We start from the raw sequence: 19,344 nt of genomic DNA, 5'->3' as shown, positions 1-19,344 counted from the left end.
ACGTCACGGTCACACCACCGGCGCGGGCATCCTGCTCAACCCGATGAGCTGCTCGAGGGCCTCGGCGGGGATCGCGCCGTTGGTGAAGACGAGGAACTGCCGCATCGGCATCGACTCGACCATCCGCAGGCCGTCCGGGTTCGCCTCCGCCTGCTGCTGCTGCTCGGGCGTCATCGACGCGGTCAGCCCTTCCATAAGCGCCGGGCCGACCAGCGGGTGGGCGAACCAGTCGCCGACCGAGGACTCCATGCTGAGCTCGCGCACCACGGTGTCCCCCGCGAGCGAGATGATCTGCTCCGCGATCAGGGTCTGCGCATCTGCGCACACCTGCACCGCGTAGTCGCCCGATGCGACCACCCAGTCGCCCGCTTCGACGTCCCAGTAGGCGAAGGCGCGCCGGTCGAGCTCGAACGTCACGGTACGCGACTGGCCAGGCTGCAGTTCGACCTTGGCGAACGCACGCAGCTCGCGGAGAGGACGGCGGACGCGTCCTGCCGTCGTCGAGACGTACAGCTGCACCACGTGCTTGCCCGTGACAGAGCCCGTGTTGCGCACGGTGACGTGCGCGGAGGCTGTATTGGAGCCGGTGGCCGCGACTTCTAGGCCGGTCGTCTCGAAGGTGGTGTACGACAGGCCATGCCCGAAGGGGTACCGCACAGGGATGCCCGCGGTCGTGTAGTAGCGGTAGCCGACGAAGACGCCCTCGCCGTAGCGGACGTGCCCCTGCTCACCGGGGAAGTTCAGCCAGCTCGGATTGTCCTCGAGCCGCAGCGGGATGGTCTCGGCGAGATGTCCGGACGGGTTGACCACGCCGAACAGGATGTCCGCCAGCGCGCCGCCTCCGGCCTGGCCGAGGAGGAACCCCTCGACGATGGCGTCGACCTCGTCGTGCCATCCTTCCAGGGACACGACGCCGCCATTAGAGAGCACCACGACGGTCCTCGCCGCGGTCTGCGCCACCGCGCGGATCAGCTCGACCTGCCGCTCGGGGAGCAGCAGAGTCGTGCGGTCGAAGCCCTCCGACTCCTCCCGCTCGCCCAACCCGGCGAACACGACGGCGACGTCCGCAGCCGACGCGGTGGCCACCGCGTCCTCCCTGAGCGCCTCGGCCTCGACAGCATCCGCGTCCGCATCGAGGGAGAAGCCGGGGGCATGGACGACCCTCACCTCGCGGGGACCGGCGAGCGCCTGAATCTCCGCGAGCGCGGTGTCCGTGCGGGTGGCGTTGATGTGGGAGCTGCCGCCGCCCTGGAAGCGGGGCTCGGTGGCGAACGCGCCGATGACCGCGACGGTCGTGCGGGCCTCCAGCGGGAGCGCGCCGCCCTCGTTCTTCAGCAGCACCACGGAGCCTGCCGCCACCTCACGAGCGACACGATGGTGGGCGTCGACGGGGATCTCGGACACCGACGGCCGCGGGCGCTCGGTGAGGGCGAGCACGCGCCGGACGGATGCGTCAACGAGCGCCTCCTCCAGGGCCCCGGACTCGACGGCCGCCGCGATCTGCGCGTCGGTCGCGCCGTTGCTGCCGGGCATCTCGAGATCCATACCCGCGCGCACGCCCTCGACGCGGTCGCTGACGGCGCCCCAGTCGGAGACCACGGCGCCCTGGTAGCCCCAGTCGCCGCGGAGGACATCCGTGAGCAGCCAGCGGTTGTGCGAGGCGGGCACGCCGTTGATCCGATTGTACGAGCACATCACCGTGGCGGGCTGCGCCTCGGTGACCACGCGCTCGAACGCGGGCAGGTAGATCTCACGCAGGGTCCGCTCGTCGACATCCGCGCTGACACGCATGCGCTCGGTCTCCTGGTTGTTGGCCGCAAAGTGCTTCACCGAGGCGCCGGGGCCGACCTCCTGCAGCGCGGTGACGTACGCCGCGCCGAGCACACCCGAGATCAAAGGGTCCTCCGAGTAGTACTCGAAGTTGCGGCCGCACAGCGGCGAGCGCTTGATGTTCACGCCCGGCCCGAGCACGAGATCCAGGCCGAACGCGGAAGCCTCGCGTGCGACACCGGCGCCGACGGCCGCGGCGAGCTGCGGATCCCAGCTGGACCCCACGGCGACAGCGGGCGGGAAGCATGTCGACGGGGCGCTGTGGCCGATGCCCAGGTGATCGGAGTCGGCGTCCTGGTATCGGACGCCGTGAGGGCCGTCCGCCATGCTGACGGAGCGGACGCCGGCGTCGTCGATGGGCTTGGTCGAGCCCCAGTCGCGTCCGGAGAGCAGAGATGCCTTCTGCTCCAGGCTGAGATGCGAGAGGTCGTCGGTCATGGCGAGTGAGCTCCAGTCAGATGGCGGCGGTCGTCAGGTCAGGATGGGCGGCCTCAGCGGACCGAACGGATGCGCATCACGACCGCGCCGGCGAGGACGACGGAGAGCGCACCCACGAGGTACAGCAGCGTGTAGTTGCGGTCGGCTCCCGTGACCCCGATGAGCAGGATCGCGGAGGCCGCGAGCGGCGCGAGCGACTGCGGAATCGACGTCGCGAAGCCCACGATGCCCATGAACCGGCCCGCGTCCGTCTCGCGCTCGGGGAGGACGTCTAGGAGCAGGGCGGTATCGACGGCCGCGAACAGGCCCAGGCCGATCGACGTGACCAGCGAGCCGACGATCAGCATCGTGAGGTCCGGGGCGAGGCCCGAGACGAGCATTCCCGCGGCCATGATCACGCCGCCGATCAGGACGAAGATCCGCCGCCGATGCAGGCGGTCCGACAGGAAGCCGCCTCCGAGGGCGCCGGCGGTCACAGCGAGGATGCTGCCGAGGCTGAGGGAGGCGATGACGCCGGTCACCGATTCCACGGCCACTCCCAGGCGGTCGGCGAAGAAGTACGCGGTGTAGGTCGTGTTCAGGGTGATGCCGGTGTAGAAGAGGAACCGTCCCAGCCAGTTCCACGAGAAGTCGGGGTACTTCCGGGGGTTGAACAGGTACTTCGCGAGCAGCTGGGTGACGGTGAGCGCGTCCTTCGGCATCCCGCGGCTGTCATCCTCATGCACGAGCGTGACGAAGAGCAGCACGAAGACGATCCCGACGGCGCCGGGCACCAGGAACAGCAGCAGGGGGTCGCCCGTGAAGAACTGGGCGAGGATGACGCCGAAGACGGGCGCGATCTGCGTGGCGAAGCTCGTCAGACCCGCAACCCGGCCGCGCTGGGCCTCGGGCAGGCGGTCGGCCTGCGAGATGTTGAGGTTGCTGAGCGCAGTCCCCCAGCCCGCCTGAGCGAGGATCCATCCCGCTCCGAGGAGCAGCACGTTCGGTGCGAGGGCCATGACGAACAGCGCCGCGGTCCCGACGAGCATGCCGCCGATGAGGAACGGCCGCCGGCGCCCGATCCGGGTGCGCGTGCGGTCGCTCCAGACGCCCATGAAGGGCGACGTGAGCATCACGAACAGTGCGCCGGCACCGGTGATCAGGCCGAGGAACTCGGGGTGGCCGGGGGCGAGCGCATTGACCCTGATCGTGAGCGAGATCGCCATCGGGGTGATGAACGCCATGAAGACGCCGAACTGCGCGAGCGTCATCAGCCAGACGTAGCGCGGGCCGACCTGTGGCAGATCCAGGCCGCCGCCCGAATCGGTCCCGACTGCGGCGGCCCGGCCACCCGGCGCCGGGCCGATCGTCGCCGAGGTCTGGGTGACAAGCGGCCCGGCCGTGGTCTGGTTGTTCATCTGGACTCCGTCGTCGAAGAAGCGCTTCCGTGAAGCGGGGAACTTGCGCGTGCAAGCGCGACGAACCTACCAACGGCAACTTGCGCGCGCAAGTTGTTGCCTTGCGCACACCGGCCATGGTACGTAAGGTCTCACTAGCGCGAGATAGTGCGTGAGCGGATACCCGCTCACGTGCGCCGCACCCGGCGGTGCCGACCGAGCACGCGACCGACACCCGAAACGAGAGCCATGCCCGACACCTTCGACCGCACCGTTCTCCTGACCGGCGCGACCGGCAACTGGGGGCGCGCCACCCTGCGCGCGTTCCGCGAGCGACCCGACATCCGCGTGCGGGCGTTCGCCCTGCGATCGGCGGCCGACGATGCCGTGCTCGCCGTATTCGCGGACATGCCGAACCTCGAGGTGTTCCGAGGAGACCTCACGCGCTACGACGACGTCCGCCGGGCGATCTCCGGCGTCGACGTCGTTCTGCACGTCGGGGCCATCGTCTCCCCCTTCGCCGACGACCACCCCGACCTCGCCCGCCGGGTGAACATCGGCTCAATGCAGAACATCGTGCGCGCTGTGCGCGCCCTGCCCGACCCGGCCGCCGTCGCCGTCATCGGCATCGGGTCGGTCGCCGAGACCGGGGATCGGCAGGAGCCTGTGCACTGGGGACGCGTGGGCGATCCGCTGCGCGTGTCGCAGTTCGACGAGTACGGGCAGACGAAGATCGTCGCGGAGCGGCTGCTCGTGGACTCGGGCCTCCCCCGCTGGGCGTGGCTGCGTCAGACCGGCATCTTCCACCCCGGGATGCTCGAGATCCGCGACCCGATCATGACGCACTCGCCGTTCTCCGGAGTCATGGAGTGGGCGACCGCCGAAGATTCCGCTCGGCTGCTCGTCGGCGTCGCGTCGCGCGGTGTCCCCGAGCAGTTCTGGGGCGGCGTTTACAACATCGGCGGCGGCGAGCAGTGGCGGCTGACGAACTGGGAGCTGCAGACGATGCTGGGTGGCGCGATGGGCGTTCGCGACATCCGCGGCTGGTACGAGCGCAACTGGTTCGCGCTGAAGAACTTCCACGGGCAGTGGTACAGCGACAGCGACCGCCTGCACGAACTCGTCCCGTTCCGGCAGGACACCGTGAAGGACGCGCTCGAGCGGGCGCTGGCCGCCGCCCCCTCGTCGGTGCGCTCGGCCGGCAAGGTGCCCGCGTGGCTCGTGAAGCACCTCGTCATGAAGCCCCTCACCCGCCGACCCCGGGGCACCATGGGCGCCGTGCGGGGAGGACGCGAGGATGAGGTGGCCGCGTACTTCGGCTCACGCGAGACCTGGGAGTGGATCGGCGACTGGAGCACCTTCACGCCTCCGGCTCCGTCTCGCATGCCGGTTCTCCTCGACCATGGATACGACGAATCGAAGGATCCGTCGACGTGGACCGTGGACGACTACGCAGGCGCGGCGGACTTCCGCGGTGGCGAGCTGCTGAGCACCGAGGCGGGCGCCCCTTCGGCCCCGCTCGTCTGGCGCTGCGGCTTCGGGCATGTCTTCGCGGCGAGCCCTCGGCTCATCCTCACGGCCGGGCACTGGTGCCCCGAGTGCGTGCGCGACAGCGCGGGATACGGCAGGCAGGCCGACGTCAACCAGCACCTCGCACAGGTCGAGAACGCCTCGACACCGCGGCCGGCGGCGCGCCGGGAAGAGGCTGCCCGTCATTAGGATGACGTCGTGAGAGCTTCCGATTCCCCTGTGCCCGGATCCTCGTCACCCGAGCGATCCCAGGCCGCCAATCGCCGCGTGACCGCGGCCGATGTCGCGCGGTCCCTCGGTCTCTCGCGCGCCACGGTGGGCTTCGTCCTGAACGACACCCCAGGGCAGACGATCCCGCCCCATACGCGCGAGCGTGTGCTGGCCGAGGCCCGGCGGCTCGGATACCGGCCGCACCTCGCCGCCCGGGCACTCGCGAGCGGCCAGTCGCGGATCATCCTGCTCGTCCTGCCGGATTGGCCCATCGACTTCACCATGCGTCGCAACATTGAGGAGGCCACCCTCGCCCTGGACGAGGCCGGTTACTCGCTGGTCACGCACAACCCGCTGCACGCGGGCAAGGCGCGACCCCTGTGGGAGACCCTGCAGCCCGACGTGGTGATGTCGCTCACGCCCTTCGCGCCCGAGCGGCTGGATCAGCTCCACGCGGCGGGCGTGCACAAGATCGTCCCCGATCCCGCCCACGTCCCCATCGAGGCGTACACCGAGCAGGGCCCCGCACTGCAGGTCACCCATCTCGCAGACAAGGGCCACCGAGTGCTCGCGTTCGTCGGCACGGCGGATGCGCGACTGGCCGGCCTGGTCGACGAGCGATACGCGCGAGCCGCCGACGCCGCCCGCGACGCGGGGGTGACACTCGTGGACGCGGGCGCCGTGTCGCTTGCAGACGACGATTCCGCGGCGCGGGCGCTCGACGTCGCGCGGGAGGCTGACGCGACCGGCATCGTCGCGTACAACGACGACGTCGCGATCGCCCTCGTCGGGGCGGCCATCCGCGCGGGGCTGAACGTGCCGGGCGATATCGCGGTCATCGGTCACGACGACATCCCCCTCGCGGCCGCCGTCGAACCGCGCATCACGTCGATCCGCTTCGACATCGCGGGGCTGGGTCGCTACCTCGCGGGCATCGCACTCAGCCTCGCGGAGGACTCGCCCCTACCGGAGTCGGCGCCGACACGCTACCTCGCCGTGATCGAACGCGACTCCGCCTGACCCTGGACGCGTTCGCCTCCACCTCCTGATCAAGCCGTTTCTGCCGCCGCTTGCGCGCGCTGGCGATCGACTGTAGGGTCCAGTACGCGCGCGAGTAGCGCGCGCTAGTAACTGAAGGTGCCCATGACACTGCCGTCCCCCGCCGTCTCCGACCTCTCGCCTCTCGAGAGCGCTGTCGACGCCCTCACGCTCGAGGAGAAGGCTCTCCTCGTCGAGGGCGTAGGCGCGTGGAACACCAATGCGGTCGACCGCCTCGGGATTCCCGCCCTGTTCGTCACCGACGGACCGCACGGCGTGCGCAAGGTGCGCAGCGCCGACGGAGGCTTCGGCGTATCCGACAACGAGCCCTCGACCGCCTTCCCGACGACCGCGACGGTCGCGGGATCGTGGGACCCGGAGAACGCTCGGCGCATGGGCGCGGCGATCGCGCATGAGTGCGTGGACCTCGGAGTCGATGTGCTGCTCGCGCCCGGAGTCAACATCAAGCGCCACCCGCTGTGCGGGCGCAACTTCGAGTACTACTCCGAAGATCCGCTGCTCAGCGGCGTCCTCGGGACCGCCTTCGTCGAGGGCGTGCAGTCGAACGGTGTGGGCACCTCGCTCAAGCACTTCGCGGCGAACTCGAACGAGAACTATCGCTTCGTGGGGGACAGCATCGTCGACGAACGGGCTCTGCGCGAGATCTATCTGCGGCAGTTCGAGCGCGTCGTCCGCGAGGCCAAGCCCGCGACGGTGATGTGCGCCTACAACGCCATCGGAGGGGTGTTCAGCTCCGACAACCGCGCCCTGCTGACGGGCATCCTGCGGGAGGAGTGGGGATTCCAGGGGGCCGTGATGACGGACTGGGGTGCGACGCACGATCGCGTCGCCGCGCTCCACGCCGGCTGCGACCTCGACATGCCTGGCGAGGTGGAAGCCAATCGCCGCGCGATCCAGCGTGCCGTCGCCGATGGTCGGCTGCCGATGAGCGTCCTCGACACGTCGGTGCGCCGCATCCTGCGCCTCATCGAGGACAGTCGGCGGGCCGAGCGGCCACGCGAACCCCATGATCCCCGGGCGCACGCCGCACTCGCCGAGGCCATCGCCGCCGACAGCGCCGTGCTGTTGCAGAACGACGGAATCCTGCCGCTGTCCGCATCGGCGAGCGACATCGTCGTAGTCGGCGAGATGTTCGAGCGCATGCGCTTCCAAGGGGCGGGGTCGTCGCTCATCACGCCGACCGAGATCGTCTCGCCGAAGGATGCGTTCGACAGCCGGGGAGTCCGCTACACCTACGCTCGCGGATATCGCTCCTTCACGCCGGGTCGGGATGCCGCGCTGGAGCGGGAGGCACTGGATGCGGTGCTCCCCGGCCAGACCGTGCTGTTCTTCGGCGGCCTCAGCGATCTGGAGGAGAGCGAGGGGTTCGATCGCGAGACGATGGCCTTGCCCGAGGCGCAGTCCGCGCTGCTTCGCGCGCTGCTGGACACCGGAGCCCGAGTCGTGCTCGTGCTCTACGCCGGCGCCCCCGTGTCCCTGCCGTTCGCGGAGGAGCTGTCGGCCGTCCTCGACATGTACCTGCCCGGGATGCGCGGGGGCGAAGCGACCGCCTCCCTGCTGTTCGGCGAGGTCTCCCCCTCGGGGCGGCTCGCCGAGAGCTGGCCGCTCGACGAGAACGATGCCAGTGCGCGCGCCGACTGGGATCGCGGCCCGCAGTCGCGCTACTACGAGTCGATCTACGTGGGCTATCGCTTCTACGACGCAGCGGGAACCGCTCTGCGATACCCGTTCGGACATGGCCTGAGTTACACCGAGTTCGAGTACCGCGACCTGCAGGTCCGCCACGAAGGAGACGACGTGCTCGTCACGCTCGACGTGGCGAACGTCGGTGAGCGCGATGCGCGAGAGGTCATCCAGCTCTACGTGCGGAACAACCGCGGGGAGGTCTTCAAGGCCGAGAAGGAGCTGCGCGCTTTCACGAAGGTCGCCGTCCCCGCCGGCGAGACGGTCTCCGTCACGCTGCGCTTCCCGCTGAAGGATCTCGCATACTGGGACATCGCCGAGCACGGATGGGTGCTCGAGAACGGCGAGTACGAGGTTCTGGCCGCCGCATCTTCTCGCGACGTCCGGCTGTCGCACCCGCTGCGCGTCACGACGGGACGGGAGTCGCGTTCGCCCTACCCGGCTTCCGTGTCCGCCGATTACGCCCGGCCGCCGTTGCGCGAGCCGGAGAGCTTCACCACCCTGGTCGGCGCTCAGCCGTCGTACGAGCGTCCTCGTCGTCTGACGCTGGAGACCCGGCTCGACGATGCCCGCGGCACGATCACGGGCTCGCTCATGCACGCCCTCGTGGTGGGTCGGGTGAAGAAGCAGTACGCCGCCGCGCTCGCCCTGCCCGACAGCCTCGAACGCGACGCGCAGGTGAAGAACACGCATTTCCTCGTGCGGATGATGCCGTACAACTCGCTGCGGAGCATGGCGATGGCCTCCTCCGGTGCGTTCCCCCTGACGATGGCCGCCGCGATCGCCGACCTTGCCGCGCATCGCCCATTCCGCGCCCTTCGCCGGCTCGTCTCCGGCGGCCCGTCCGATGCCGCAAAGCCACCGCGCGCGTCCTGACCGCAGAGCACACCCAACAGCACACCCGACAAAGGAGTCTTCATGAACCGCCTCACCGACCAGCCGCCTCCCGCGCCGTTCGATCCCCTGCCCGACACGCCCACGGTCGCATCCGCCCCGGTCGGCAAGGTGAGCGCCGGATTCCTCGTGCTCTTCGGCCTCGCCAATTTCGGGCTGTACCTGACCGTGATGATGCCGGCGCTGTTCAGCCTTCCGTACAAGATCGGGCTGCTCGCGCCGGATGACAAGGTCGCCGTGCTGGGTGCCGTCGCGACCGTGGGCGCCGTCGTCGGAATCGTCGCCGGCCCGGTCGCGGGAGTCCTGTCCGACCGCACGCACACGCGCATCGGTCGCCGTCGGCCGTGGTTCGTGGGCGGTGTGCTCGTGCTCGCGGTGGGATCTGCCGTCGTGGCCCTGGCCCCGTCGATCCCGCTGCTGGTGGTCGGGTGGGTGATCGTATCTCTCGGCGGCGCAGGTGTCGCGGCGGCGATCACCCCGATCGTGGCCGAGCGCATCCCCGAGTCGCAGCGCGGCACGGCGAGCGCGATCGCCGGGGTGGCGACGCAGCTCGCGGGCGTCCTCGGATACACCATCGGCGGCTCTCTGACGTGGAGCATCCTCCTCATCTTCCTGCTGCCCGTCGTCGCGCTGGCGGTGCTGGGCGGCCTGTTCCTGTTCCTGACGCCCGAGCGGATCGTCGAGCTGCCCCGTCAGTCGATCCGCGACACGTTCCGCGAGCTCGGGTTCGATCCGCGTAAGCATCCGGACTTCTCCGTCCTGTGGGTCGGCAAGCTGCTGATGCAGATCGCGCTGGCATTCCTGTCGACGTACCAGCTGTACTTCCTGCTCGACCGGCTCGGCTTCACCGCGGAGGAGGCCGGACTCCGCCTCAGCCTCGTCGGCGGCATCGGAATCCTCGTCACGATGACGTTCGCGGTCGGCTCCGGGATCCTCTCCGACCGGCTCAAGCGGCGCCGGATCTTCGTGTTCATCTCCGGGATCCTCTCCGCGGTCGGCATGACGCTGATGGCGTTCACCGACGGGTTCGGCCTCTTCTTCGCCGCGGTCCTGTTCATCCTGGGCGCCGCGGGCATGTTCGGCTCGGTGGATGTCGCGCTCGCGAGCGACCTCGTGCCGGAGCCCGAGCGCGCCGGGAAGTGGATGACCAGCTACAACATCGCCGCGACGCTCTCGACGGCCGTCGCGCCGCTGCTCGGCGCCGCCATGCTCATGATCGACACGACCGACAGCAGCAACTACACCGCCCTGTTCCTGGCAGGCGCCGTCTTCTCGCTGGCCGCGGGCATCCTCACGATGTTCGTCCGGTCGGTGCGATGACCACTCCGATGTGACCACGGCGACGCCCGATCCCCACCTCGATACTCAGGAAGACCCGCTTGATGAGAATCTCCGCCCTCACCGTCGACGCCCAGTCCCACGGCTGCCTGACCGACGAGCCGCCCCGCATCGCCTTCGCTCTCGAATCCGCTGTCGCCGGGGAGGCGCTGGCATCGGCGACCATCTCGGTCGGCGACTGGAGCACGGAGACGACCGACCAGGTCGGCACGGTCTATACGGGCGACCTGAGGCCGCGCACCGAGTACCCGGTTCGTGTGACGGCAACGGGTGTCAGCGGAGCCCGGGCGGAGGCATCGACCAGCTTCCGCACGGGGCGGATGGACATCTCCTGGGTGGCGAAGTGGATCACCGACGCCAGCTACGAGACGCCCGAGAAGCAGTCGCCGACGCCCATGGCGTTCCGCCGCCGCTTCCACGCGCGCCCGGGGCTGACGCGCGCATGGATCGAGATCACGGCGCTCGGCGTCTACGAGCTCGACCTGAACGGCAGCAAGGTGGGCGAGGACTACTTCGCGCCGGGCCTCACGTCGTACCACCACCAACTCCAGTACCAGACGTACGATCTGTCGCCGGCTGAGGGCGAGAACACCGTCGTCGTGACCGTGGCCGGCGGCTGGGCGGTGGGTTCCTTCACCCACAAGCGCAAGAACAAGATCTACGCGGATCGGCAGGCGCTGCTTGCCGAGATCCACCTGGCGTACGCCGACGGCACGACCGAGATCGTCGCCACCGATGCGCAGTGGGACGTCAGCATCGACGGGCCCTACCGGATGGCGGAGTGGTACGACGGCGAGACGTTCGACGCCACCGTCACAGCGGAGGACCAGACCTGGAAGGCGGCCGACGTGACCGCCCCACGGGTCACGCCTCGCATCCTGGCCCAGTACGGCGCGCCCGTGCGCTCCCAGCGCGTGCTCTCACCCATCGGGCAGTCGGTCTCGCCGACGGGTGAGCTCGTCTACGACTTCGGCCAGAACTTCGCGGGCGTCGTCAGAGCGCGCATCCGAGGCGAGCGCGGGCGCACCGTCACCTTCCGCCACGCCGAGGTGCTCGTCGACGACGAGCTGTTCGTCACGTCGCTGCGCACGGCCAAGGCGACGGCGACCTACACCTGCGTCGACGGCGACCAGACGTACTCCCCTCGCCTGACGTACATGGGATTCCGCTACGTCGGGGTCACGGGGATCGCCCCGGAGGACCTCGAGCTCGAGGCTCTCGTGCTGCACTCCGACGTCCCCGAGACGGGGAGCTTCCGCTGCAGCAATGAGCTCATCAACCGGCTGCAGTCCGCCATCCAGTGGGGCGGCAGGTCGAACTTCGTCGACATCCCCACCGACTGCCCGCAGCGCGACGAGCGCGAGGGCTGGACCGGGGACTACGCCGTCTTCGCCTCCACCGCGTCGTACAACTTCGACATGAGCCGGTTCCTCGGCAAGTGGCTGCGCGACGTGAAGGCCGAGCAGGGCCGCGGGGGCGGCATCCCCATGGTCGTCCCCCGCGCAGGCAACCCGTACCCCGTGATGGCGACTGCGACGTGGGGCGACGTGTGCATCCTGGCGCCGTGGGCCGAGTACCTCGCGCGCGGCGACCTTCGGATGCTGCGGGATCAGTACCCCGTCATGAAGCGGTTCCTGAAGGCGGCCGGATGGTGGTCCGGCCTGTTCTCGGTGCGCCGCAATCGGCGTCGCATCTGGCGCTTCCCGTTCCACTTCGGCGACTGGACCGCGCCGGACACCGACGTGCGCGGCTGGCTGCGCCGCGGGCGCTGGGTGGCCACCGCCTACCTGGCCCAGTCGTACGGAATCGTCGCGCGCATCGCAGAACTGCTGGGAGAGCCGGGCGATGCTCGCCGCTACCGGCGGCTGCGCGACGAGGTCATCGAGGCGTATCGCGATGTGTTCACCGACGGCGAGGGCACGCTGAAGACCGAGTTCCAGACCGGCTACGTGCTGCCGCTCGCCTTCGGCATGACCTCGGGCCGCGAAACGCAGGCGATGGCCGACAACCTCATGCGTCTCATCTCGGAGGCGGACGGCCATCTCGCCACCGGCTTCCCCGGCACGCCTCAGCTGCTGTTCGCCCTGTCGGAGAACGGGCGCGTGAGCGAGGCGTTCGACCTGCTGCTGCAGACGACGAGCCCGTCCTGGCTCTACATGGTGGAATCCGGCGGCACGACGATCTGGGAGCGGTGGGATGCGCTGCGACCGGACGGCACCGTCAACATCGCCGATCTCAACGGCGGCTCGGACGAGGACTCCGGCGGCGGCATGGTCTCCTTCAACCACTACGCCGCGGGTGCCGTCGGCGATTGGCTGTACCGACGGGTCGCCGGGCTGGAGCCGCTGGAGGGCGGTTACCGGCGGTTCCGCGTGGCGCCGCTGCTCGGCGGCGGGCTGACCTCTGCCGAGGGGGCGGTGATGACGCCCTACGGCCGCGCACGCTCCTCGTGGACGCTGGAGCAGGATCGGTTCACGCTGTCCGTGGACGTGCCGGTGTCTGCCAGCTGCGTCGTCGAGCTGCCCGACGGCACCCGGCACGAGCTCTCGAGCGGCTCACACGAGCTCGAGTGCGCCGTCGCGTGAGCTGACGTACGCCGCCGACCCGATCGCTCCGCGGACCTGCGCGAGCGATCGGGTCGGAGCACTGACGCGGAACCCGGTTGGCAGGTCCCGCCTCGCCGACGGGGACGGCCCCTAGCTGTTCCAGGTGGGGGTCGCGGCCCCCGGTCGGTCGGGGGTCTTCTCCCAGAACAAAGGGGTGCGCTCTATCCCGATCGGGAACAGCATCCGCTTCACGGGCCCGAGCGGGCTGCCGTAGACGCGGTTCTCCCACGGCCCATCGAGCGGGAGCCGGATGTCAGGCCCGCCGTCGGGGTTCGGTCCGCCCTTCATGAGCAAGGAGGCCGTGCGCGCAAGCGAGTACCTGGTGACGGATCCCGCACCGGATTGCAGGCGCCGTGTGAGTCCGCGGATCGCCGCCGCCGCGATCTGGTAGCCGGTGGCGAGGTCCAGCCCCTCCACCGGGGTGTGACGGGGGCGCGTCGCATCGACCTCGTAGCCGTTGATGCGGAGCGGCAGGCGGCGCTCCGGGTCGGCGAGCGCCCATTCCTGGGTCGCGTTCGCCAGGCCGACGCTGAACTGCACAACGGTGTCGAATCCGCGGCGCATCTTCCATGGTCCCTCCCAGCCGTATGCGCGCAGGGCGACCTCGACCAGGTCGGGGTTGAGCCGGCGGCGCTCCTCCTCGGGAACGAAGCCGTCGATCGCCCCCGGACGATACCCGTGGACCAGCACGTCCGCTTCGGCGAGCAGTCGCTTGAACTGCTCGACCCCCTCAGGCGTCTTGAGGTCGAGGAAGGCCCACCGCTTGCCCAGCAGCAGGTCGTATCCGAGCGGCAGGTAGCGCGACTCCTCGGAGTCGGGCGCGTCGATGCGGAGCACCTCGGCGCCGAGCGCCGCCAGGAACCGGGTACCGGTCGGCCCGGCGACGACGCGCGTGAGGTCCAGCACCTTGATCCCCGACAGCGGTCGACCGGGGGTGGGTCGCCATTCCGCTCCGTCTGCGGCGAACTGGGTGACGGCGGCCAGCGGCTCGGCGTCCACCCCGGCCCCGGCTGGGTGCGCGAACCACTCGTCGGGTGTCCGGCTCGCCGCGACGATGCAGCCCTGGTCCACCAGCTCCTGCTCGATCTCGTCGACCGCGCGTTCCCGGATGACAGCCGCGACGGCGTCGATGCTGTCCTCGACACCGAGCGCCTTGACGATGCGCGCGCGATTGGACGGGAACGCGTGCAATCGCAGCCAGCGCCCGTCCGCGGTCGCGATCTCCGTGGCGAAATCCGGCATGTGGATCTGCCCGGTGGGCGGTTCGTCGAGTAGCCGTGACAGCGACGGGGGCAGGATGAACCATCCACTGCTGAGGACACGGTCGACTTCCACTGCGGATGCGGGGGTGCCGCCGGCCTCGAGCAGCTCGCTCACCGCTGCGCCGGCCACGCCGAACGCGGCGGCGGCGAAATCGGTCTGCGCGAACGCGCCGGGCAGCGAGCCCTCTCCGGTGAAGGAGACGCGCTCCGTGACGGACGCGTCGCCTCCGAGTGCTGCCCACATCTCGGACAGGAACGTGCGAGCGAGGGGCGAAGTCGTCTCTGACATGGCGTTGTACCTCTTCATTCGGTGTTCGAACGGCCGGCATCGCTCGGACGTCCGCTGGTGCTGCTCGGCGTCGGCCACCAGCCGTCCAGGAGCGCACGCAGCACTCCGACGAGGGCGAGCGGCTGCTCGAGCATCGGATTGTGGCCGGCTTCCGGCACGGTCGTCACGACGGAAGGCGCGGGGATGAGCTGCTGCATCTCGATCGCGGCCTCGGGGGTGACGAGCCCGTGGTCGGTGCGGATGATCGCGAGTGGCACGCGGACGTCGGGCAGCAGTCTGCGCAGGGGGACGCGGCGGATGCCGTAGCTGTCCGCGCGCTTCCAGCGCCAGGCGTCGCCGTCCCACGTCAAGGATGTCGCGGCGACGTGCCTCTGGATCGCCGGGTCCACCTCGATGCCCACCCGGGACGCAATGGGCGCGAATCGCGCGATTCCGTCCTCGAGGGACGCGAACCGGTCGCTCGGCTTCTCCCGAGCGGGCCACTCCCCGTCGTTGAACCGCACGTCGATGGTCGCAACGCCGGAGAGAGCGTCGCCCATGTCGAGGGCGGCGGTCACGGCGGGGAGCCCTCCCATGCTGTGCCCGACGACGACGGGGCGCGTGAGTCCGTCATCGCGGATCACCGCCGCGATCTCCCGCGCCCACTGCGTCGTGTCGTACTCGTCGCGCCACGTGCTGTCACCGTGCCCGGTGAGGTCGGGGGCGAGCACACGATGCCGACCGAGAAGCGGCGCGATGTGGTCCCACCATCGCGCGTGAGCCAGGCCTCCGTGGACGAGCACCAGCCCGGGGGCCCCGACGGGCCCCCAGGCGCGGTACCGTACCGTCGCACCCTCGACCTCGACGGCCCGCTGCTCCGGCCGTACCGCGAGCGCACGGCGCAGCCACTCGGGCGCGGCGGCATCGATCACGGTGTCACCTGGCGGTGAACCGCACGAGCGTGACCTCGTCACTCGCGTCGTCCCAACTCGCGGTGACAGGCATGTCCACCTTCGCCTCGTCGGGGGCGATGTCGAGACGCACGGTGAAGACCGGCCCGTCGTCCGTCTTCACGCGGCCCACGACGTAGGGGATCTCGTCCTTCTTGCTCGGATCGAGAGCACGGTGGTAGACGATGTAGCTCCACAGCGTGCCGTTCGGCGAGATCTCCGCCCAGGTCTGGTTCGTCGACCAGCAACGAGGGCAGATCTCGTGCGCCGGGTAGCGCAGGTAACCGCAGTCGAGGCACTTCTGCGCGGTCAGGACGTGCCGCCTGGCTGCTTCCCAGAACGGGGCCGTCAGCGGGACGTCGGTGGCGGGGAGGTGGGGGTTGTCACTCACGGGTTCACTCCGATGATCGATGCGGCGCTCTTCAGGAAGGTCATCGTCGAGCAGTACAGGGCGAGTTCCGCTCCGGGCACCTGCCGGTCCGGCTCCACCGTGCCGCGCAGCTGCCGCACGGCCTCGACCATGTGGAGCCAGCCCCACATGTAGCTCTCCGAGAGCTGGCCGCCGTTCGTGTTCAGCGGCAGGTCGCCGCCGGGACGGATGTGCCCCTCGGCCGCCCACGCGGCCCCCTCGCCTTCCGGCGCGAAACCGTAGGCTTCGACCATCTGCAGGTTCCAGACCGCCGTCGGGTTCTGGATGTACAGCACGTCGATGTCGGACGGGGCGAAGCCGGTGTTCTTCCAGATGTCGGCCGCGGTGCCCTTCATGTTCGGGCGCATCAGGAAGTCGTCGAAGGTGTCGCCGGCGACCTCGGTGTTCTCCGCGAGGCCGAGGATGTACACCGGCTTGTTCGGGTAATCCTTCGCCCGTTCTGCGGACGTCACGATCAGCGCGACGGCACCGTCGGAGATCATGGTGATGTCCTCCCGGCGCAGCGGCTCCACGAGGTACGGCTTGTTGAGGTAGTCGTCGATCGTCATCGGCTCCTGGAAGATCGCCAGCGGGTTGCGCTGCGCCCACTCCCGCTCCGAGACCGCGAACCATCCGAAGTCCTCCTCCTTCGTTCCGTACAGGGCCTTGTGACGCTGCATGGCGAGGGCGGCAGGGCCGGCGACGTGCACGAATCCGGATGCGCTCTCCAACGACGGAGCTGCCGCCGAGAAGTTGAACTTGCCCGATCGTGCGTTCGCGCCGTACACCAGCACGATCGTCTCGGCGAGCCCGGAGAGGATCGCCTGCGTGGCCAGATGCAGCGAGTAGTTGCAGGTGCCATAGTCCAGCGTCTGCGCATACTTCGGGCTCAACCCGAAGAGCGGCCCCACCTGGATGTCGATGTTGTTGCCCTGCACGGACTTGCACGTGATCAGGCCGTCGAGCTGATCCTTCGTGAGCTGCGCGTCGGTCAAGGCGGACTGGATCGCCTCAATCGAGAGCTGCTCGGCCGTCTTGCCGGGGAACGTGCCCTGGTCGGAATGGCCGACACCGACGATTGCGACCTTGCCGCGGATGTCCACTGTCATTTCTCTCCTCGTGTCGAGTCTTCTGATGGGTGAGTCAGCCCTGATGGGCGCCCACGGGCGCGGACACGACCGCTCGTTCCACGAGCGACGAGATCTCGTCCTGGTCGTACCCCAGTTCGCCGAGCACCTCGAACGTGTCCTCGCCGATGCGCGGGCCGTTGCGACGGATGCCGGTGGGACCGCCCTCGTCGAAGGCGACGGCCCAGCCGCGCTGGCGTTCGGTGCCTCCACCGGGTGCATCCACCTCCTGCCACCACTCGCGCTCACGGAGGTACGGGTCGTCGAGCAGCTGCTCGCCGCTGCGCACGGGCACCGCCAACACGCCCGCCGCACGCAGACGTGCCGCGCTCTCCGTGTCGGAGTGCGATGCCGACCACTCCTCGGTGGCGAGGCGCACGACAGCCGCGCGCGCCCCCTCGTCGTCGGCTCCCGACAGGTCGGCGCCGACCACCGCCGCGACCAGCTCGAGCTCGTCCGCCGAGCGAAGCGAGATGGCAACCCAGGCGTCGTCGCCCGCGCAGGGCGTCACCCACTCGATGCTGTCGGGGGTGCTGTTGCCGGTGGGAAGCGGGTTCTCGCCGGTGAGCGAGGTGCGCAGCACCTCGTCTCCCATGAGGGCGGTCACGGTCTCGCGCTGCGACAGGTCGAGCCATCGCGGCTGCCCATCGCGGCGCGACGCCAGCACCGCCGCGATCACGAGTCCCGGGGCAAGGGAGTTCGCCGTCTGGTCCGGGTAGTTGATGCGCGCACTCGACCAGATCGGGTTTCCTGTGTCGTACCCCGAGAACGACATGACACCGCCGAGGGCGTCCAGGGTCAGACCGAACGAGATGAGTCCGCTGCTCGGCCCGGTGACCCCCTGACTCGAGATCGAGGCCAGGACGATGTCGGGCTTGACGGCGATCAAGTCGCGGAAGCCGAGGCCCAGCCGCTCCACGACGCCCCGTCGGAAGTTCTCCGTGACCACGTCGCTCGTCGCGACGATCCGCTGCACGATCTCCAGTCCTTCAGGAGTCTTCAGATCGACGGCGAGGGCACGCTTGTTCCGGTTCGCGGTGCGAAACGGCGGGAAGGCGACGTCCTCGCCGATGTCACCGCCCATTCCCCCGCGATACAGATCGGGGCGCGTGACGCCCTCGATCTTGATCACGTCGGCACCGAAGTCCGCCAGCACCTGGGTGGCCGCCGCGCCGGCCGTCACGATCGTGAGGTCCGCGATGCGCAGGCCCTCCAGCAGCCCGCTCACGCGACGACGTCCTCACGCCCGAAGACCTGCCACGGGACGTCGGGAAGCAGTCCCGCGCCCGCGCCCGCGACCTCGACCGGCTCGAAGAAGCCGCGCGAGCGGTACTGGGGCGATTCGAACAGGTCGGTGACGGTCGCCACATACCCGGCGGGTATCCCGCGAGCCTGGGTCGCGTGGTAGAGGTCCTTCTTCGACATGGTCCTTGTCGTCTCCTCGATCAGCGCGACGAGCCGCGCCTGGTTCTCGATCCGGCCCTGAGGGGTGTCGAACGCCTCGTCATCCAGCCGGCTGTCGCCGATGATCTCCTTCATCACGCTCCAGTCGCGCGGAACGTAGAAGGCGGCGAAATGCCCGTCACGGCAGCGCAGAACGAGTGCGCCGTTGTCCTCGCCCCGGCGCTCACGACGCAGACCGGCCTGGACGAAGGTCGCGATCTTCCACTCGGCATGCGCCGCGGCCTCGTACTCCGACGTCGTGAAGCGAGATCCCTCGCCGGTGCGTTCCCGCGCGAAGAGTCCGATCATCACGCCGTCGAACATCAGCAGCGCTGCGATCGCCTGCAGCGGGTGGCCACCCAGCCGCACCGGCTCGCGGTCCAGATAGCCGATGAGCCGCATGAAGCCGCTTGCGGCCTGCAGCGCCAGCTCGTTCGATCGCAGGCCCGCGGCCTCCTCGCTCTCACCCCACGGGCTGATCCGGCCGATGACCGCCGCCGGAGCCAGCTGTGCCAGGCGCTCGGCCGACAGGCCGCGCTCGCGCCATTCACGGGCGGTGCCGGCGACCAGGATCACGTCGGCCGCCCGAAGCATCTCCTCGAGGGTGTCGCGGTCTGCCGCGGCATCGAGATCGATGTCGACGCGGCTCTTGCCGTCGCGCAGCCACACGGCCAACGCGGAGATCGGTGGCGTCCCGTCGCCCACGAAGGGGCCGGTGGTGTCGAGGACCCGGGGCTGTCCGGCCAGGGCGACCTGGGTGACCTGCGCGCCGAGCTTCGACAGGAGGCGGCCGCTCAGGGCTGTCGACACGGACTCCCCGAGCTCGACGACGCGCAGGGTGGGCGTCAGCAGCGCGGTCCGGCGGGGCGCCCGGGCCGCGGCGGCCGCGTAGGAGGATTCCGTCATCGTCGCGCTCCCGGT

13 protein-coding genes are annotated in these 19,344 nt (G+C 69.7%); 5 read left to right on the top strand and 8 right to left on the bottom strand.

From position 1 onward, the window contains the following. Positions 1 to 9: 9 nt before the first annotated feature. Both M1D46_RS03545 and M1D46_RS03540 read right to left on the bottom strand, forming a co-directional pair. Positions 10 to 2,268 carry a glycoside hydrolase family 3 C-terminal domain-containing protein gene (locus tag M1D46_RS03545; RefSeq protein WP_456286636.1) on the bottom strand — a complete coding sequence of 753 codons (2,259 nt, stop codon included), beginning with the start codon at positions 2,266 to 2,268 and terminating at the stop codon, positions 10 to 12. A gap of 53 nt (positions 2,269 to 2,321) precedes the next feature. After that, positions 2,322 to 3,665, bottom strand: a complete 1,344-nt coding sequence (locus tag M1D46_RS03540; RefSeq protein ID WP_456286635.1) for an MFS transporter — start codon at positions 3,663 to 3,665, stop codon at positions 2,322 to 2,324. Between the two features lie 228 nt (positions 3,666 to 3,893). Between M1D46_RS03540 and M1D46_RS03535 the strand changes: the two genes are divergently transcribed. From M1D46_RS03535 to M1D46_RS03515, 5 genes are all read left to right on the top strand, one after another. Continuing rightward, positions 3,894 to 5,363, top strand: a complete 1,470-nt coding sequence (locus M1D46_RS03535; protein ID WP_456286634.1) for an NAD-dependent epimerase/dehydratase family protein — start codon at positions 3,894 to 3,896, stop codon at positions 5,361 to 5,363. Positions 5,364 to 5,441: 78 nt separating this feature from the next. Further along, a complete protein-coding gene (locus M1D46_RS03530) occupies positions 5,442 to 6,404 on the top strand; it encodes a LacI family DNA-binding transcriptional regulator (protein WP_456284383.1) in 963 nt (320 codons plus the stop codon). Positions 6,405 to 6,527: 123 nt separating this feature from the next. Further along, entirely contained in the window at positions 6,528 to 9,002 is a 2,475-nt protein-coding gene (locus tag M1D46_RS03525; protein WP_456284382.1) for a glycoside hydrolase family 3 N-terminal domain-containing protein, read from the top strand. Positions 9,003 to 9,044: 42 nt separating this feature from the next. After that, entirely contained in the window at positions 9,045 to 10,340 is a 1,296-nt protein-coding gene (locus M1D46_RS03520; protein WP_456286633.1) for an MFS transporter, read from the top strand. Between the two features lie 62 nt (positions 10,341 to 10,402). Continuing rightward, positions 10,403 to 12,943, top strand: a complete 2,541-nt coding sequence (locus tag M1D46_RS03515; RefSeq protein WP_456284380.1) for a family 78 glycoside hydrolase catalytic domain — start codon at positions 10,403 to 10,405, stop codon at positions 12,941 to 12,943. 111 nt (positions 12,944 to 13,054) lie between these two features. On the opposite strand, the gene M1D46_RS03510 is transcribed toward M1D46_RS03515, so the two are convergent. Genes M1D46_RS03510 through M1D46_RS03485 form a run of 6 tightly spaced genes read right to left on the bottom strand, consistent with a single transcriptional unit; the run spans position 13,055 to position 19,329 of the window. Further along, entirely contained in the window at positions 13,055 to 14,515 is a 1,461-nt protein-coding gene (locus tag M1D46_RS03510; RefSeq protein ID WP_456286632.1) for a CoA transferase, read from the bottom strand. A 14-nt stretch (positions 14,516 to 14,529) separates the two neighbouring features. After that, positions 14,530 to 15,426: an alpha/beta fold hydrolase gene (locus tag M1D46_RS03505; RefSeq protein WP_456284378.1), complete on the bottom strand. Its 897-nt coding sequence runs from the start codon at positions 15,424 to 15,426 to the stop codon at positions 14,530 to 14,532. 4 nt (positions 15,427 to 15,430) lie between these two features. Beyond that, on the bottom strand, positions 15,431 to 15,835 hold the full coding sequence (locus tag M1D46_RS03500; protein ID WP_456284377.1) for a Zn-ribbon domain-containing OB-fold protein: 405 nt from the start codon (positions 15,833 to 15,835) through the stop codon (positions 15,431 to 15,433). Further along, positions 15,832 to 16,962 (bottom strand): thiolase family protein, encoded by a 1,131-nt coding sequence (locus M1D46_RS03495; RefSeq protein WP_456286631.1) that lies wholly within the window; start codon positions 16,960 to 16,962, stop codon positions 15,832 to 15,834. The genes M1D46_RS03500 and M1D46_RS03495 overlap by 4 nt, the downstream gene beginning before the upstream one ends. A gap of 34 nt (positions 16,963 to 16,996) precedes the next feature. Further along, on the bottom strand, positions 16,997 to 18,208 hold the full coding sequence (locus M1D46_RS03490; RefSeq protein WP_456284375.1) for a CaiB/BaiF CoA transferase family protein: 1,212 nt from the start codon (positions 18,206 to 18,208) through the stop codon (positions 16,997 to 16,999). Further along, entirely contained in the window at positions 18,205 to 19,329 is a 1,125-nt protein-coding gene (locus M1D46_RS03485; protein WP_456286630.1) for a CoA transferase, read from the bottom strand. The genes M1D46_RS03490 and M1D46_RS03485 overlap by 4 nt, the downstream gene beginning before the upstream one ends. Positions 19,330 to 19,344 lie beyond the last annotated feature (15 nt).

It is taken from the genome of Microbacterium sp. JZ70, assembly GCF_053903225.1.
This window is presented reverse-complemented; position numbering and strand designations above follow the sequence as displayed.

Coding starts and splice junctions, on each gene's coding strand:
- M1D46_RS03495 (WP_456286631.1), bottom strand. CDS start 16,962: ATGACAGTGGACATCCGCGGCAAGGTCGCAATCGTCGGTGTCGGCCAT.
- M1D46_RS03510 (WP_456286632.1), bottom strand. CDS start 14,515: ATGTCAGAGACGACTTCGCCCCTCGCTCGCACGTTCCTGTCCGAGATG.
- M1D46_RS03540 (WP_456286635.1), bottom strand. CDS start 3,665: ATGAACAACCAGACCACGGCCGGGCCGCTTGTCACCCAGACCTCGGCG.
- M1D46_RS03485 (WP_456286630.1), bottom strand. CDS start 19,329: ATGACGGAATCCTCCTACGCGGCCGCCGCGGCCCGGGCGCCCCGCCGG.
- M1D46_RS03520 (WP_456286633.1), top strand. CDS start 9,045: ATGAACCGCCTCACCGACCAGCCGCCTCCCGCGCCGTTCGATCCCCTG.
- M1D46_RS03545 (WP_456286636.1), bottom strand. CDS start 2,268: ATGACCGACGACCTCTCGCATCTCAGCCTGGAGCAGAAGGCATCTCTG.
- M1D46_RS03515 (WP_456284380.1), top strand. CDS start 10,403: ATGAGAATCTCCGCCCTCACCGTCGACGCCCAGTCCCACGGCTGCCTG.
- M1D46_RS03535 (WP_456286634.1), top strand. CDS start 3,894: ATGCCCGACACCTTCGACCGCACCGTTCTCCTGACCGGCGCGACCGGC.
- M1D46_RS03525 (WP_456284382.1), top strand. CDS start 6,528: ATGACACTGCCGTCCCCCGCCGTCTCCGACCTCTCGCCTCTCGAGAGC.